Below are 15255 nucleotides of genomic sequence, written 5' to 3'. Positions count from 1 at the left end.
GCTATAAACTGGATAATAACAAAAACATAATTGTTGATACCAAGAATAAGATGAGGTAAGTGAAAGGACTATGATTAATGTAGAATATAAATAATTAAAGATATATAGGAATAACCAAGAGTCGCAACAATACCTTAACATTTCATCATGAAAACATAAGCCATAAATTACATATTGAATGTTATTGGTTTAATAAAAAACACTGAATACTATTTTATTACTGGTGACAATCACTGTATCATCTCCGGCTCGCTAAGGATTGCACTCACTTATGAAAGTACTTTCAGGAGAAGAGCGTAATTGATTTGCAACTGCATATTCTCGGATCTCGAACCGATTAATAAACGCTCTCACAGAGTAAATATATGCAGGTAGTCATATTACATTTAATTGAATAAGTAATTGCAAGAATAAGCAGTTATTTCACTGTTATCAGGCATATGCATTCAAAAATATTGCTTGAAAGTAAGGTAGAATGAATATTAAATTTTCACATATTTTAGCCACACTTGTTGTCGTTTTTTCTACAGCATCACAAGCTTCAACTACTAAGTTTGGTAACTGGTTTTATTCCGATACATACCAGACATTTGTTTCACAAGAAGTAACTCATGAACTGCCTAAGCAAGCTGAGATCTATCAAATCGCAAAATCTAAAGAACTAAATGTTGGCTTTATCGTTCAAAGCCAAGCATGTCGTGGCAAGGTAGGTGAATACGATTCCGCTGGTGCATATTTAATCAATAAAAAACGTATAAATATGGCGTATCAATGTATCAGTAATAACACTGTACGTTTATTCCCGGTTATTAAACGTGAGCGTAAGTATGTGATTAATGAATTCAAAAACCAGTCGCTTGTTTGCATCAAGCCAACCAAAGAATTGAAAAACGACCCGAACAGTATTTCACTATGTGTTTCTGGCTCTGGATTTAGTGATGCCTACCATGCTCTTTCAGTTGATCGTGATTAGGCCGTATAGTTTAGTTATTTTCCTCTTAGGAAATAAGTGATTCTATAGATGGAATGGGGCGCGCACTTCAAGGTATTGTGCTAGGAAATTGCGGCGCACCATTCTCACAACCATTTTGGTGTACACAGGCGCTGATTGAATCGCCTGAAGATTACTTAACATACACCAAGTGCTGATATGACGTTTTACAAAAACTTTTCGATCAATACTTCATCTATATATTTACCATTAATTTTCGCGTGTTTCTTAGCCTTACCTACAATTTCAAAACCTTGCTTTAGGTATGTTTTCAAGGCTGTTTCATTATCATCACGCACATAGGCAAACAGTTTTTCATACCCCAGAGACTTAGCCATTGTAAACGTAGCATCAAATAGACTCGACGCGATTCCTTGTCTTCTATATTGCCCATCTACAAACGTACCAATAATTCCCACATGGTCAAAAGCACGAGTATAACTAGCAAAAGGCTCGACGTTTTGAAAGCCAACAACCCTAGAGTCCTCAGTGTTTAATGCCACATTAAACACGCCTCTTTCAGGGAAGTTTTCGATAAATTGCTCTTCCTCTTCTTCAGAGAAGATAGTATCGAGGATACTAAAGCGTCCATCCGTAATGATAGGGTTGAGTACATTAATAATGCCTAGAGCATCTTCCCTTTTTACTTTTCTAACTATCAAATTCATTCTTTTTGCTTTTATTTAAGTGGTGATTGGATAATCGAGTTAATTCGCACAGAATCCTACATGAAAATCACTATTAAACAAATAGATATAGAGTAGTCGTGTTAATGTTCAGTAATCTCCATATTGTCATCGTTTTTATTATCTAAAATCGAAAAGTCGTACTCACTATAGAAAAGAGGATTTAAGTGGCAACTGTATTTTAACAATAGGCTAAAAAGGTAAGCTGTTGCTTTTATGACTGAAAAATACTAGGCTAACGAGGTTATTTTCAGCCTACTGAATTCCCATGACTTCCACTGTCCGCTATACATTACATCAAGAGCCGGCCATTATTTTTTCGCCTGACAAAAATCAAATTACAATCAATGGTGAAGATATCCACTTAGAACCTTTACAGGCTCGCCTCTTAACTTTTTTTATTGAGCAGCAGGGAAATGTTGTCAATGCGCAGCAAATTGCGGATAGAGTGTGGGATAGAAGCCATGTATCAGATAATCTGGTGCGTCAAGTCATCAGCTTGCTTCGCAGCCAACTTCAAGACAAAACTCGCCCCTACTCGATCATTAAAACGATTCCCAAGCAAGGCTACCTATTTAATATAGAAGTGACTAAGAATTACACCCCTCAAACAAATATTAACCATTCGATATTAGCGACTGAAAATTCTGCTGAAGATAATCAACTGGCAATACAAATTGAGTCAAGATTACAACCTGAGTCAGCATTACAAAAAGAACAAATGGTTCACGCAACTCAGCAAGCAACAGCACGCCCGCGCCACACTCGAATAAAAAAATCAGTTCTCTTTATAGTATTACTAACAATCAGTGGGCTAGGATTAGGATCGAATTATCTATGGCAACAATCGTCGCACTCCTCAGCGAAGTCACAACAACAAGGTGTGCTTCCCGTTTTCCTTCACGAGATTAATCTTGATACAGAGCAAGATTACGAAATGTCGCAAAGTGTCTATAATTACTTGTTCTATGGTCTTAATTCGTCGAAATCTATTTCGGGTTATCACTTTGACCAATTAACCCCTGAAGCAAAACAAAAACTCTCAGAAACAGGCATTGAGATCAAAAGCTGGATCAAAAAAAGCCACGACGGATATTCACTCACAGTCCTATTACAAAATAATCAGCAGCCTGCATTAAACACCAAAATTGAAAAGACCTTTAACAAAGAAGACTTCTTTAATTCCATTGGTGATGTAATCATAGAATTAAAAACAATTATTTCCCCAACAGATCAAGGTTACGAAATAACCAATCACCGCGTTACCTCAGTGACAGATTACAATGATTGGAAAGTGATATCAGAAGGTATTTCACTCTTTTATCAAGGGAAAGGTAAAAAAGCTTTAGATAAAGTTACTGAAAAATTAAATATTATTCAAGTAGAAGGCCGAGGCAACTATCTTGTATCTTCATTATTATCTTATTCTGAATCATTACATTATTTGAAATCAAATAATGACATTCAGAAAAAACAGGCGCTAGTACTCGCTAAACAAGCTTTTGAAATGAACCCTCGTTGTGATATTGCGAATTTGACCCTAGGGTTAGCCCTGTTATTAAATGACCATAATGATCAAGCATTCCCTTATCTTTTCTATGCAGCAGAGAGCACGCCAAGTCCAATCAGTTATTACCTGTTAAGTGTTGTTGATAAGAAAGCTGATAACCCACGCGGTGCCGCATATCATTATCAGCGCTATACCGAAATGAAAAAAGAAGTTAACGGGCAACTCTTTGATCTTATGGACTCTTTACAAAAAACAAACCTTTTACAAACCGTAAAAGAAACGAATTAACAACATCCACTAACCTAGACGTTAATCCCTCTGACTATAAGGGATTAACGTCTGTAGTTGATAATTTGTCTTTACTGACTTTGTATTTGCATCTTTGTTTTTTGTTTGTTCCTGGTATATATTGCCTTGCATCAACGTCAGCCTTGCCGTGGGTCACCATAATTCAGAGCAAACCAATACTATCGTTTCTCTGAGGTAAAAATATCATGTTGAAAAAAGTGGCCTATCAAGTTGTTCCATTACAAATTTTCTTATTTGCATTCTGGTTTAAAAATGGATTCATTGATAAAGTAATGGGTGTATTACTTGGTATAGTGACACCAGAAACAGCTTACTCTGGTGATACATGGGCTGGATGGAAAGGATATATTGTCGGTACTTGGGATAAAAGTCAGGTCGGTCATATTTTTCTAAGTCCTACATTTGATTTCATGTTCCCAATCCTTATTTTATTGCAGTGTCTACCTTTTGTACTAATTATTCGTTCAGTGCTTAATGGGGAGTTCATGAGTAATAAAGAACGCCCTTGGTTATTTTATGCTGCTGTTTCTTCTTTATTAGTAGCGAGTTTCATGGCTTTTACTCAAACAATATCTGGCGCAAGTGATGGCCAGTACTTATGGCAATTCATGGGCTTTAGCATGGTTGCTGTTATGTATATTCGTAATGAACAAGGCAAGTAATCCTCAACTATCCAAGCACTATAGAATAAAAAAACTATAAACGGATTTACTAAATAATATAAAAAAACCTGTTCTTTATAGAACAGGTTTTTCCATTTTAAAAATAACTGATAGAAATTACTTTTGAGCTAAAGCCGAGTTTAGTTCGTCAGCAAGACGATAACCAGCCAGAGTAATACGCTGTTTCACAAGCTCAGTGCCTTTACTGTAATAAGCTTCCGATGGCTTTGCATCAATTGCTACACTGTAACCGAAATCAGCCAACTGGTAGCTCTCTGCTACCCATAAATCAACATCTGCTGTTTTGCCTAACGTCATTGTCGTTCTTGGGTATGCCAACTGAAGATCCGTCGCAAAATCATTGATATTGTGCTCCATATCCAACAGACCCATGCCGCTATCCCACAAATGATGCAGATCTTTTTGTGGAACGTCTAACGTATGCTTATTGGCACCTAAGTCCGTTTCACATGTATTTTGATTTAAGCTCTGAGAAATAGAGTGCATTGGCTGATGTGAGTCACCTGCAACATGGCTCATGAACATCATACTGGCAGCTTGTGGGTTTTGTTCAAAATCTTCAAAAAGGTAGCTAGCAACAAGCTTAATATTAGGTGTATGAGTGAAATTACACTGGCTCGTTGCTGGATAAGCTTGGTTTATATAATGCCATGCGCCCGTTTCTTTCTCATCCCACTGATTCAGGCTTACTGGAATTGTTTCACCCATTTGTGCCCAAATATCTTCAGCCGGAATCTTACGGATCAAATCTGGCACCATCGCCAATTTGGCAAATTGGCTCGCCCCTTCAAAGCTATCCATTTTTTGTTGAATATCTTTAGGCATCGACTGGTAAGCCTTTGCCGCCAGTACATCAACCTGCTTACGGGTTGTTGTATCCAAATTCTGATAAGCAATTTGTGCCACGGTAACATGCCCTTGATAATTCCAGGCATGGGCAACATTCGGAAGCAGAGCAAGTGAAGCTACTGCAGTTGCGATAAGCGATGTATTTTTCATTGTTGCCTCATTCACACTTTCTTACAAAATTAGTGTAATTAGGCACCCCGTGAACGGTAAGGTCAACCCAATATACCAATTAGGAATCTAGTTGCTTAGGCAATCGATTAACTCTATACATTTCGCCTAATAATCAATCAGCACATGGCATAGTAAACATGAAGGGAAATAACAGGGACATATATAGAAAACAAAACCCCGAGCGATACTCAAAGCTTTTTAGTGGCATTACGGGTTATTCTTCCATCAAGCTTTGGGTTAACCCTCTTTCGGTGTCAGCATTGCTTCCATCTGTTGAGTCTTCTTGCCTATCAGGCGTTCTGATAATACATTAACTTCAGCTAAGTCAGTGTCGACATTATTTTATCCGGATGAATAACCGCTTGTGGGTCGGCACCCGCTTGCAAGCCACCAGCAACAAAGTAGCAAAATAATTCCCCAAACTCTAACTAGTCTTTTTACTTCCATATACTGACATCCAAAATCACATACTCAATCAAAGTATTATTATGTAATTATAGATACCACAAAATACATAACTACTCCCAATGATTTAAATGAGTTATCGCTCAATAGCAGAGTATAGAACCTTCTGTTCACTTATCTTGACTGACTAGTTTTTATTAGTATTGTGTCTGGTAAGGTTTGGAGAAAGCATTAAAAAAACAATTTCTCTAATGTGGCATTTAAATTATCGGTTGGGTGGCGTTATATACGGCATCACACGTTCTTGGTGCAACGCCGTATGATCGTGATGAAGTAGTAGAACTTAACCTATTTATTAGGTGAAATATTCTGATTTAATCGGAAGAAGTTTTCGGGGTCGTACTTGGCCTTGACCTCGGCAAGCCGTTCATAATTGGCACCATATGCTCCTTGAACGCGATCTTCATCTTCACTAATGAAGTTTACGTATACTCCACCAGTGGCAAAGGGCTTAGTGGCATCATAAAACTCACGAGCCCATTCAAAGCAAGTGCCATCTTGACTCGAATTATCCCAACGCGTATGTACATTCATGATGAATTCAACGTCACGGTGAGGATATGCATTGGCATCAGGTGCGACCCGATTTGTTGCCCCTCCCATTTGAGCAACGAAGATCTCTGACTGTGGCGTTGGTAATTTAGAGCCATACTCCACTAACTGCTCAATCAATCCATCACTTAATTCCGTGAAATTGTGTGATTTCCAGTAATTCCGAGCACCAGAAGTTAATAGAGGATCAAAAGCTTGCTGAAATCCAACAAATGGATGTGGTGCAAAACCATCAGCAATCGCTTCGCCAAGTTGGTGTAACGGAGCCAGTGCCTGTTTACCTGCTTCCATGTTCCCGCTGTAAAGAGCCACCAAAATCAATACTCGAGTACCGTGTACATCAGGTTTAAGAAAAGGTAATGGCGGTGCATCGCGAACAACGGCCCATACAGTCAACTCTTCAGGGCAATTAGCACAAAAGTCACGATATGCATGCAATACCGAATGAGCCTGCTCAAAAGGAAAAACGATTGGACCGGACATTACTTCAGGACCAACAGCGTGCAGTTTAAACTCGAATGATGTGACAACACCGAAGTTACCGCCACCTCCACAAGAAGCCCAAAATAAGTCAGCATGATGATTTTTATCACACCGCAGATGTTTACCATCAGCGGTTATCACTTCAATGGCAAGAAGGTTGTCAACCGTCATACCATATGTTCGGCTTAGCCAACCGAAGCCCCCACCAAGCGTTAACCCTGCAATCCCTGTCGTAGAGTTAATACCAACTGGAACCGCCAAACCGTAAGCTTGGGTTTCATGATCAACATCACCGAGTGTCGCCCCGGGTTCAACAACTGCAATACGTTCTTGCGGGTCAACTCGAACAGACCGCATATTACTTAAATCTATTAAAAATGCACCGTCGTATAGAGATTTACCAGCAATATTATGACCAGCGCCTCGAATTGAGGTAAGTAACTGATGCTGCTTAGCAAATTGAATAGCATAGAGAACGTCTGCGGTTCCTGTACAACGGACTATCACTGCCGGATGGCGGTCGATCATCGCATTCCATATTTGGCGTACCTCATTGTAATCAGGATCACCGGGAATGATAACCTGACCCCGAACTCTTCCATGAAACTCGCTTAATACCTCATCGTTTAGAATTTTCATTTCGCCGTCAAGTGAGCGAACTTGTAATTCAGCCATAATCACTTACCCATAGTTTTTGGCACATACACGGTGCATACGCCAGCCTATCTAATGAGCAATCGTTGGGAGTAAATCTCAATCATTGCTTCAGGTTGATTGCTACAACAATGAGTGTAGACGACGCCTAGATTCAGCAACACAAAATCTGATTAACAGCCATGCTTGGGGATTCAAATACTAAAACTTCACATAAACAAAATTGTTACTTAAAAGAAGTAAGTGCAAATAGCTTAAGGGTGGCTGGCATTGCTACATCGATGTAGATGCACATCAGTAACAACTTTCTTTATATTATGAGACACCTGCGCGTTTTTTTAATTTTGTGATAGTAGAGAATACGAAAGTAAGTGGTATGACAGTTAATCAAACCGTTAGGTTCTAAGCGAGGAAAAATGCAAGAATTATTGGGTATATTCAATGCTATAGCTACGTTCATTTGTTATGTAATTCTCGTATTACTATTTATAAAATTATATGACGGGCACGGCGTTGAGCTTATAAAATTAAAAGCGTTACGTGCTGGCGATCGTGAAAGTTATCTTGTTCCATTAATTTTTAATAGACCAACGAATTTGATCAACATGCCGCTGTATTTATTCCGCTTTCTTAAATCAAACTATGTAAAGGTCACAGCAGATCAAGTCAGCGACGTTACTTGGGAATGCAACGGCGCAACATGGACGGTTCATATTGCTAACGACACAAAAATAGTTGGGTTAAGCAGCATCAATCCCTTTATTCAAATGAAAGAAGATTTGAATAAAGGATAAATCAGAACCTCTCAATTAAGGCTAAATAACAACCGAAAGTGAGAGGTTTTATATTAAGGCGGTAGCGCTTCACACTTTCTTCTTTATGAATTCAGCATCAACTTTTTTAACCTTGCTAAATCAATCGCGTTTGAGCGGACGGTGAGTTTAATATGACTATACTCATACTCTTCCTTCGTCACACTCATGCTAGAGCGAATTTCACCGATAATACCTTTCGCGGTATAAGGAACAATGATTTCATCTTCAATCATCCCATGCTCAGAAACGCCAACGATATATTTGTGCAGTTTAGCGATATCTAGAGGGTTACGGGTTGACGTCATCATTGCATCAGGAAATTCTTCCATCAATGCCTGCTGTTGCTCAGTACTCAATTGATCTGATTTATTTAGTACCAGTAGTTTTTTAGCCCCTTCAACGCCCACTTCTTCCAATACCTCGTGTACAACATCCAGTTGTGTACGGAAAGAAGAATCTGAAGCATCAACCACATACAATAACAATGAAGCATCATGCGCTTCTGCTAAAGTTGAATGGAACGAAGCAACTAAATCGTGAGGTAATTTTTTAATAAAACCGACGGTATCTGACACTAAGATTCGAGGCTGAGTGATTGGGTACAACGCTCGTACTGTTGTATCAAGTGTTGCAAAAAGCTTGTCTTCTACTAATACTTCACTGCCCGTAATTGCGCGCATCATTGATGACTTGCCCGCATTGGTATAACCAACCAAAGCAACACAAAAAAGTTCAGATCGTTGTGTACGTCGACCTTTCATTTCATCTTGAACACTAGCCAGCTCACGCTTTAATTCAGCTAATTGATCACGTACTTTACGGCGGTCTAGTTCTAGGTTTGTTTCACCTGCGCCTTTACCCATTTGGCGTTCATTATCACCAACGGTAGACTCTCTAAGTCGTGGTGCGACATAATTAAGGCGAGCCATTTCAACTTGTAATCGTGCAGTTCGGGTACGAGCATGACGACTAAAAATTTCAATGATAATCCCCGTACGATCATACACTTGTACGCCTAGTTGGTTCTCCACATTACGCAACTGGGATGGGCTTAAATCGCAATCAAATACCACCACATCAGCACATGCAAATGGCAGGTTTTCTGAAGGAATATCCTCAAATTCTATCTCATCAAAGAAATCTTCAGTATCTGCATCATCAACCGAGCCTTGATTACCAGTGAGGTGTGCAATTTCAGCCAGTTTACCAGCTCCCAAAACATTCACTCTTTGGGTCGAACTTTGCTTTTGCGACTGCGTGCCAACGACTTTAAACCCTAGAGTAGTCACCAAGCGAGCAAGTTCTGCAAGTGAGTCTTTTGCCTCATCGCCTTTAAATTGCGGTGTGCAAATAGAAATAAGTAAAGCATTAGTAAGTGATGCTTTTTCTGTTAGTTTCATGATTTTTATCTTCGTGCACCTGAGTGCAAACCTGGTCTTATCTAAAGTTACTTGATCCTACGCTGTTATAGGTAAGCTTTATAGAGTAATAGAATACTAAATACAGATATTCGTTTAGTTGGCGATAAATCGTCTGCACATCGTGGTGTTAGCATTAAGTGAGTACCTACTTAATGGCAAGACAGTCGCGCGTTAACTAGTCATACGTTTGAATTGTAGTTCTACCAAGCGTTGGTATAAGTCACAACTTTTCAGTAGTGACTTATGTTCACCAATATCAACTAAACGCCCTTGATCCAATACTGCAATTTGGTCGGCATGTTGAATAGTTGAAAGTCGGTGAGCAATAATTAGCGTCGTTCTGCCGCGCATCAACTCTTTCAAAGCCTGTTGAACATGGTGTTCACTCTCGCTGTCTAACGCGCTGGTGGCCTCATCAAGTAATAATATATTCGGATCTTTTAAAATGGCTCTTGCGATGGCAATACGCTGACGTTGACCACCAGAAAGCCTTACCCCTCTCTCACCAAGGAAACTATTGTACCCTTCAGGTAAATTCATGATGAACTCATGTGCATGTGCCTTTTTAGCCGCCTCAATAACTTGTTCATCTGTCGCTTGTGGGTTGCCATAACGAATATTATGGAAGACATCATGGCTAAATAGCGCAGGCTGTTGTGGTACAAGTGCCATTTGTTTGCGTAGTTCATGTGGATCAAACTGACGAATATCGACACCACCTAGTGTGACCTTGCCAAATTGAGGATCGTAAAAGCGTTGCAATAGTTCAAAGAGTGTCGTTTTGCCGGCACCTGAAGGGCCAACAAGCGCAAGAACTTTGCCTTCTTTGGCTGTCAAAGTTAGATGCTTAGCAGAAGCTTGGTCTGGCCTTGAAGGATAGTGGAAAGTGACATCGTCAAACGCGACTTCAGCAGACAGCGCTTGAGGAGAAGTGATGTTTTGGCTAGGAGCCACAATATGACTTTCTACTTGGAGTATTTCCATTAACCTTTCTGTCGCGCCTGCGGCTCGTTGTAATTCACCTAAAACTTCTGAAATAGTCGCCAATGAAGAAGCGACTATGATCGCATAAAAGACAAAAGCACCTAAGTCACCAGACGACATAGTACCGTTGATTACATCGCTACCACCTACCTTCACATTCAATTTTTGGTAAAACCTTCATATTGATTAAACTAAATAAATCATACTATATAGAGAATCTCAGAGAGTCAGATGGGGGCCTCATGTCAACGAAGAAAGCCACAGAATTAAAAGCATTAGTCAAAGTAGTTCCGACAAGGGTTAACCTCGGTAGTCAACCAGAGTTCATCATAGATGACCAGGGCGAGTATCAGATGAGAATAATTGCACCCGATATAAAGTTACGGACTGTTAAGTACAGAAAAAATGAGATTGTGGAAAAGTTCCCACTGCTTGTTTCTCCGTCTCGGCTTGCAGATGTATTGGAAATGAACCTTTTCTTAATCCATCGTTATATCGGTCAACATTCTATCAAGCGAAATTATAGTCAGAGCCGCAGCGATATGGTCGAGTCTGAGGCGACCAGAGCTTCGGCCCGGGGTGCTCGAATCGACATAGCAACGGTGGAGACTTCAGCAAAGCACTTGGCTGCTTTCTTGCGCTGGCTCATCGACAATGACGTGGACTGGGCTGAATCTCTGTCTGAGCCTTTAAATGAGCGCGTGCCGAGTTTGGAGCCTTTGCCCATCTGGCGATTTCGTAGAGACCTAATAGATAAAGTGGAGTCCTGCCAACTTTCTTATGGTTATGCAAGCAACCGTATCCAAGTCGTTAAGACATTTTATGAATGGGCGTGGAAAAACCATCGTATCCAATCAATCCCCTTCAAGCACATCAAAAAAGTTGTGCGCAAGCGCGGTAATAAACAGTCCGGTAGCAACGACTCTGGCTTAGGAAATTTGTTATTTGGTATGGGAAGTGGGCGAACCAAGAAGAGTGGGATTCCCGTGTTCACAACTAACTTAGTGCTCCCCAAAAAGATCATCCAGAAACAATCGTCGCCAGAGGAAGGGCTACAACCCTATTCACTAGCTGAACTTAATTCGTTAATCAATAGCGATACTTTAAAGAGAGATAATTATAGTCTTTGGGCCGAATTGGGCTATCGCTGCGGACTTAGGACAATGGATATAGTGCAACTAAACTATGCCGATCTGCATAACCCTGGCGTCGATCAGAGCAAGCAGTTCAAGATCACCCTCTTATCATCAAAAGGTAATAAAGTGCGCCGTTTCACTTTGTCCAGGGAACTTATGGGAAAGCTCTGGGCTTTCGTTAACACAGATGAATACGCAAAGCGTCGTATGAAATATGAGGTCAAGCACGGTCTTAACTTCAAACTGCCGGTGTTCATTAACAATACGGGAAACCGGATAACAAAGCGCAGCGTCAGTAACGTGATCTCCATGGTTAGAGCTGAACAAAAAAAGAAAGGTGTATCTGTTCTGAAGCGAACATTCCATGATCTTAGAGCGACATTTGGTACTTACTTAGCCAGTTTTATGCTTGAAGCAGGGTATTCTGATGACTTTATCAAGGTGACGCTGACTCGTGAACTTGGGCATAACGATTTTGAGGTTTCAAAGCGTTACCTCAATTTCGCTAAAACGGACTGTGCGTTCAGCAATGTTGTTGCACCGTGGATAACTGAAATGTACAAGCCACTGCAGGCTTTACTTTGTAAAGAAACAGAAGTTCTCGTTAAGTGATAGGACAGCTAATGACAAAAAACACACCTCACATTGTAGTTAAGACAGTAGCTTTCCAACACTGCCCTGCTGCCTATGAAGAGATGCTCAATATGATTAACTCTGTATCTAGAAAGCTAGCTACTGACGTATATCTGATTGTACTGCGCTCCCTAGGCTATGAAGATGGTTGGGCATATGAAAAATCAATTACACTTAAGCATCTCAGGATATTTGCGTACAACCTGCCTACGTTAGTGGTTAAGTTGGGTAATGATACTGCCCCCTTGCTTGAGCAAGGGCTTCAAGCGCTTTACTTAGAGCGTGGCTACTGGATGAAGATTGAGGAATGCACGGAGGCAGTCGCTATATGTAAGGGGATAGCCTGGGGGCGCCAGCCTATTTCGCAGTTGTCTGAGGCTATTCAGTATCTTTTGAGGTCGTTCAAGGACAATCCCAGTTTGATCGCTCCGAGTTACATTAGACTATTGGATCAGGGCAAAGTATATACGCTAGCTCCGCTTTACCAAATTTCGAGTGAATTGATGTTAGAGTGCCAATCTCTGATGCTTCGTTATGCACGAGCACATAAAAGGCCTGAACTGGCCATAAAAAAGACTAACGCTGCTGTCAGCGGCCTGCTAACCGCCGCGAAAAACAAACAAACCAAGGTGGGATTGTTGGCAGAGGGTCTCCGATATATTGCCTCTGATTTTGATAATTGCATCGCCGCTCTCAAAGCCTGCACCTCAAAACAAGATAAAGACGGACTAGTAGTGTTGTTGCGAGAATGTGACCCGAGCATTCTGGGTCCCAATAGATATGGTCTCCCAACCACTGCGAAATCCATCCATATTGAGTTCGCTGGTATTACAAACGATTTGAAAGCGGTCTATTTGATTTCGCCCAAGATGGTTCTGCAAGCTCAGGAGTATTTGCTACGGATTACTGAAAGGTGCAAGGCTTCTGAAATGGGTATTGCGCCGAAAGAGTTTGTGTACAATTTCCCAAGCGTAGGTAAAAGGCTCTTTGAACTTCAAGGCCAGCTTGACACAGAGGATCGTCAACTGATTAATGACAAGGGAGCTTTAGCGTTCTTAGAGAACGAAGGTAAGCTACTGCGCTGGTTTTGGGAAATGACGCAATCATTAAAAGATCGAAATTCCGAAATCAGAAAAGAGATATCGATTCAACCGTCAATAGGTAAGAAAAGTTTAGTGAAATCTTATATAGCGCTTGCGGGTCTATTGTCATTTCTGGTAGGTAGTAAAGTTAGAATCCAGCGATATTACCCTTTCTATCTTGAGTTTACCCATGAGGGTGACCCGACTGACGCTCGCTTTTATTCAATCCGGTATATATACGAGAATTATCCGGCTCTTGGCCATGACCTAGTCAAGGCCAAAGAGAGAATGCTAGGTTCTATGGAGCATGATGGTTTGGCCAATATTTCAGTCCATAGCTTCTTCCGGAATTTGAAACCAATCTTTGAATACTGTGAGGAACTGTTCACTGCTCAGGAAAAAGGCACCCTAGCGACAGAGGGTGCGAAAGCTCTTTCACTCAATAATCATAGGATTATGAAGAAATGTTTGGAGAGAATTCAGCAACGTTTCAAGTCGGGCGATATCGTTTCAGACACGGCTCACGCTCAACAAAAGGGACTCAAAGACTTTTCGGCGCTGTTCGGTTTTACTTGGGTTGACTCCTTCCCAATTGATGCGGGACGCGCTGACCTGTTCAGTAAGCAGCAAAAAACAGATGACTATTACACGCTGGATGAAGCTACGCAGCTGGCATTTCACATTGAATTGATACTGGCAAAAAACAACTTGTCTCGCCTGCATCAGTTATGGTTGAGAGTAGCACGCATAATCTTGAAGACTAACTGGAATATGGCACCTATTTTTAACTTAGAGGTAGACGATCTCTTTGAAGTTGAGTTTGCCGGGAGACGTTCTTATTTGGTACGTCTATTAAAGCCACGTGCAGGGTATAAGACCCAATGGAATCGCTTTGACACTGGAGCTGAAGTGGAAATGTTACTAGAGGAAGATGTCAAGGTCGGTCAGGAGGTACTGGCGGTGATCAGGGATCTTCAATTTATCATGGATGAGTTATCGGTAGACATCAGAGCTAGCTTGTCAGATACACACCCGTTCAAAAAATCGCTGATGATATTTAATGATGGGCTGCATTCTAATGGTCGGGTGAAGAAATTAACTGAGGGGGGCTACAAAACCGGCATTAATGACTTATTGAAAGTGAATGGCTGTCCTACCCCCTTTTCGCCGACCAAAATCCGAAAAGGAGGCCTGAATTTCATCTATCGTCAGGTGGCTAAAGACTTCAGCAAATACAAGGCTGTGGGAAATCACTCTTGGAAAGTGTTTCGGGAGCACTACTTTAAGTTCGACGGCAATGCTACCGAAGAAACGTTGTCGAAAGCCATCTCTGTCATGGGGGATTATTTCCATGGTCGCCCTATTGTTGAAAAAATCCAGATTGTCACGGAAACACAGGAGTACTGGCAGCAGACGCCAAATGGTAAATGTGCCTCGCAAGGCAATGATGCACAGGCGCGAGCTTATAACAAGACACATCATGCACTGTTCAAGATGCTCGGTATTGAAGAGAGCCAGCGTTGCGCCGACTTCAATGCCTGCTTGTGGTGTGAACATTATCGCGGCATCGCAGATGTTGAGCATGGCTATCGGCTTCTCTCATATCGTGACTTCGTGATTGCTGATATGGAGTCAAGCATTGGTGAATCACTTAATACGGGGCTGCAAAAAGAATATGTCTACCTGCTTCGGCAGCGGATAGATGAAGTATTAGCTGATATGGACGCAATTAATCCGGGCTGCCACCAAGCAGCAAAGGATTACTTAGATGATCACGGCATCCACCCAGACTGGGCGTTAGCCAGTACGACGAGTATGATGCAATAAATGG

At 41.0% G+C, this 15255-nt stretch carries 10 protein-coding genes and 1 pseudogene; 6 read left to right on the top strand and 5 right to left on the bottom strand.

Annotation, left to right across the window (positions count from 1 at the left end):
* Positions 1-475: 475 nt before the first annotated feature.
* Positions 476-973, top strand: coding sequence for a hypothetical protein (locus C9J48_RS13965; RefSeq protein WP_006230215.1), 498 nt, complete (start codon positions 476-478; stop codon positions 971-973).
* A 185-nt stretch (positions 974-1158) separates the two neighbouring features.
* On the opposite strand, the gene C9J48_RS13960 is transcribed toward C9J48_RS13965, so the two are convergent.
* Positions 1159-1659, bottom strand: a complete 501-nt coding sequence (locus tag C9J48_RS13960) for a GNAT family N-acetyltransferase (RefSeq protein ID WP_006230216.1) — start codon at positions 1657-1659, stop codon at positions 1159-1161.
* 286 nt (positions 1660-1945) lie between these two features.
* On the opposite strand from C9J48_RS13960, the gene C9J48_RS13955 reads away from it, so the two are divergent.
* The gene (locus C9J48_RS13955) at positions 1946-3475 is read left to right on the top strand and encodes a winged helix-turn-helix domain-containing protein (RefSeq protein ID WP_006230217.1); all 1530 of its coding nucleotides are present in this window, start codon (positions 1946-1948) and stop codon (positions 3473-3475) included.
* Between the two features lie 206 nt (positions 3476-3681).
* Positions 3682-4158 (top strand): hypothetical protein, encoded by a 477-nt coding sequence (locus C9J48_RS13950; protein WP_006230218.1) that lies wholly within the window; start codon positions 3682-3684, stop codon positions 4156-4158.
* Positions 4159-4275: 117 nt separating this feature from the next.
* On the opposite strand, the gene C9J48_RS13945 is transcribed toward C9J48_RS13950, so the two are convergent.
* Together C9J48_RS13945 and C9J48_RS13940 are read right to left on the bottom strand one after the other, a co-directional pair.
* A complete protein-coding gene (locus tag C9J48_RS13945) occupies positions 4276-5178 on the bottom strand; it encodes a S1/P1 nuclease (RefSeq protein WP_006230219.1) in 903 nt (300 codons plus the stop codon).
* A 774-nt stretch (positions 5179-5952) separates the two neighbouring features.
* Positions 5953-7374 (bottom strand): FAD-binding oxidoreductase, encoded by a 1422-nt coding sequence (locus tag C9J48_RS13940; protein WP_006230220.1) that lies wholly within the window; start codon positions 7372-7374, stop codon positions 5953-5955.
* A gap of 395 nt (positions 7375-7769) precedes the next feature.
* On the opposite strand from C9J48_RS13940, the gene C9J48_RS13935 reads away from it, so the two are divergent.
* A complete protein-coding gene (locus tag C9J48_RS13935; protein WP_006230221.1) occupies positions 7770-8147 on the top strand; it encodes a hypothetical protein in 378 nt (125 codons plus the stop codon).
* Positions 8148-8230: 83 nt separating this feature from the next.
* On the opposite strand, the gene hflX is transcribed toward C9J48_RS13935, so the two are convergent.
* Positions 8231-9568, bottom strand: a complete 1338-nt coding sequence (gene hflX, locus C9J48_RS13930; protein ID WP_006230222.1) for a GTPase HflX — start codon at positions 9566-9568, stop codon at positions 8231-8233.
* 192 nt (positions 9569-9760) lie between these two features.
* Positions 9761-10723 (bottom strand): annotated as a pseudogene (locus tag C9J48_RS13925) (ATP-binding cassette domain-containing protein); the annotation flags it as partial.
* A 92-nt stretch (positions 10724-10815) separates the two neighbouring features.
* Between C9J48_RS13925 and C9J48_RS13920 the strand changes: the two are divergent.
* A complete protein-coding gene (locus C9J48_RS13920) occupies positions 10816-12321 on the top strand; it encodes a tyrosine-type recombinase/integrase (protein WP_107281156.1) in 1506 nt (501 codons plus the stop codon).
* An 11-nt stretch (positions 12322-12332) separates the two neighbouring features.
* Positions 12333-15251 (top strand): hypothetical protein, encoded by a 2919-nt coding sequence (locus tag C9J48_RS13915; protein WP_107281155.1) that lies wholly within the window; start codon positions 12333-12335, stop codon positions 15249-15251.
* The last annotated feature ends 4 nt before the right edge of the window (positions 15252-15255 follow it).

It is taken from the genome of Photobacterium profundum (assembly GCF_003026285.1).
Lineage (GTDB): Bacteria > Pseudomonadota > Gammaproteobacteria > Enterobacterales > Vibrionaceae > Photobacterium > Photobacterium profundum.
This window is presented reverse-complemented; position numbering and strand designations above follow the sequence as displayed.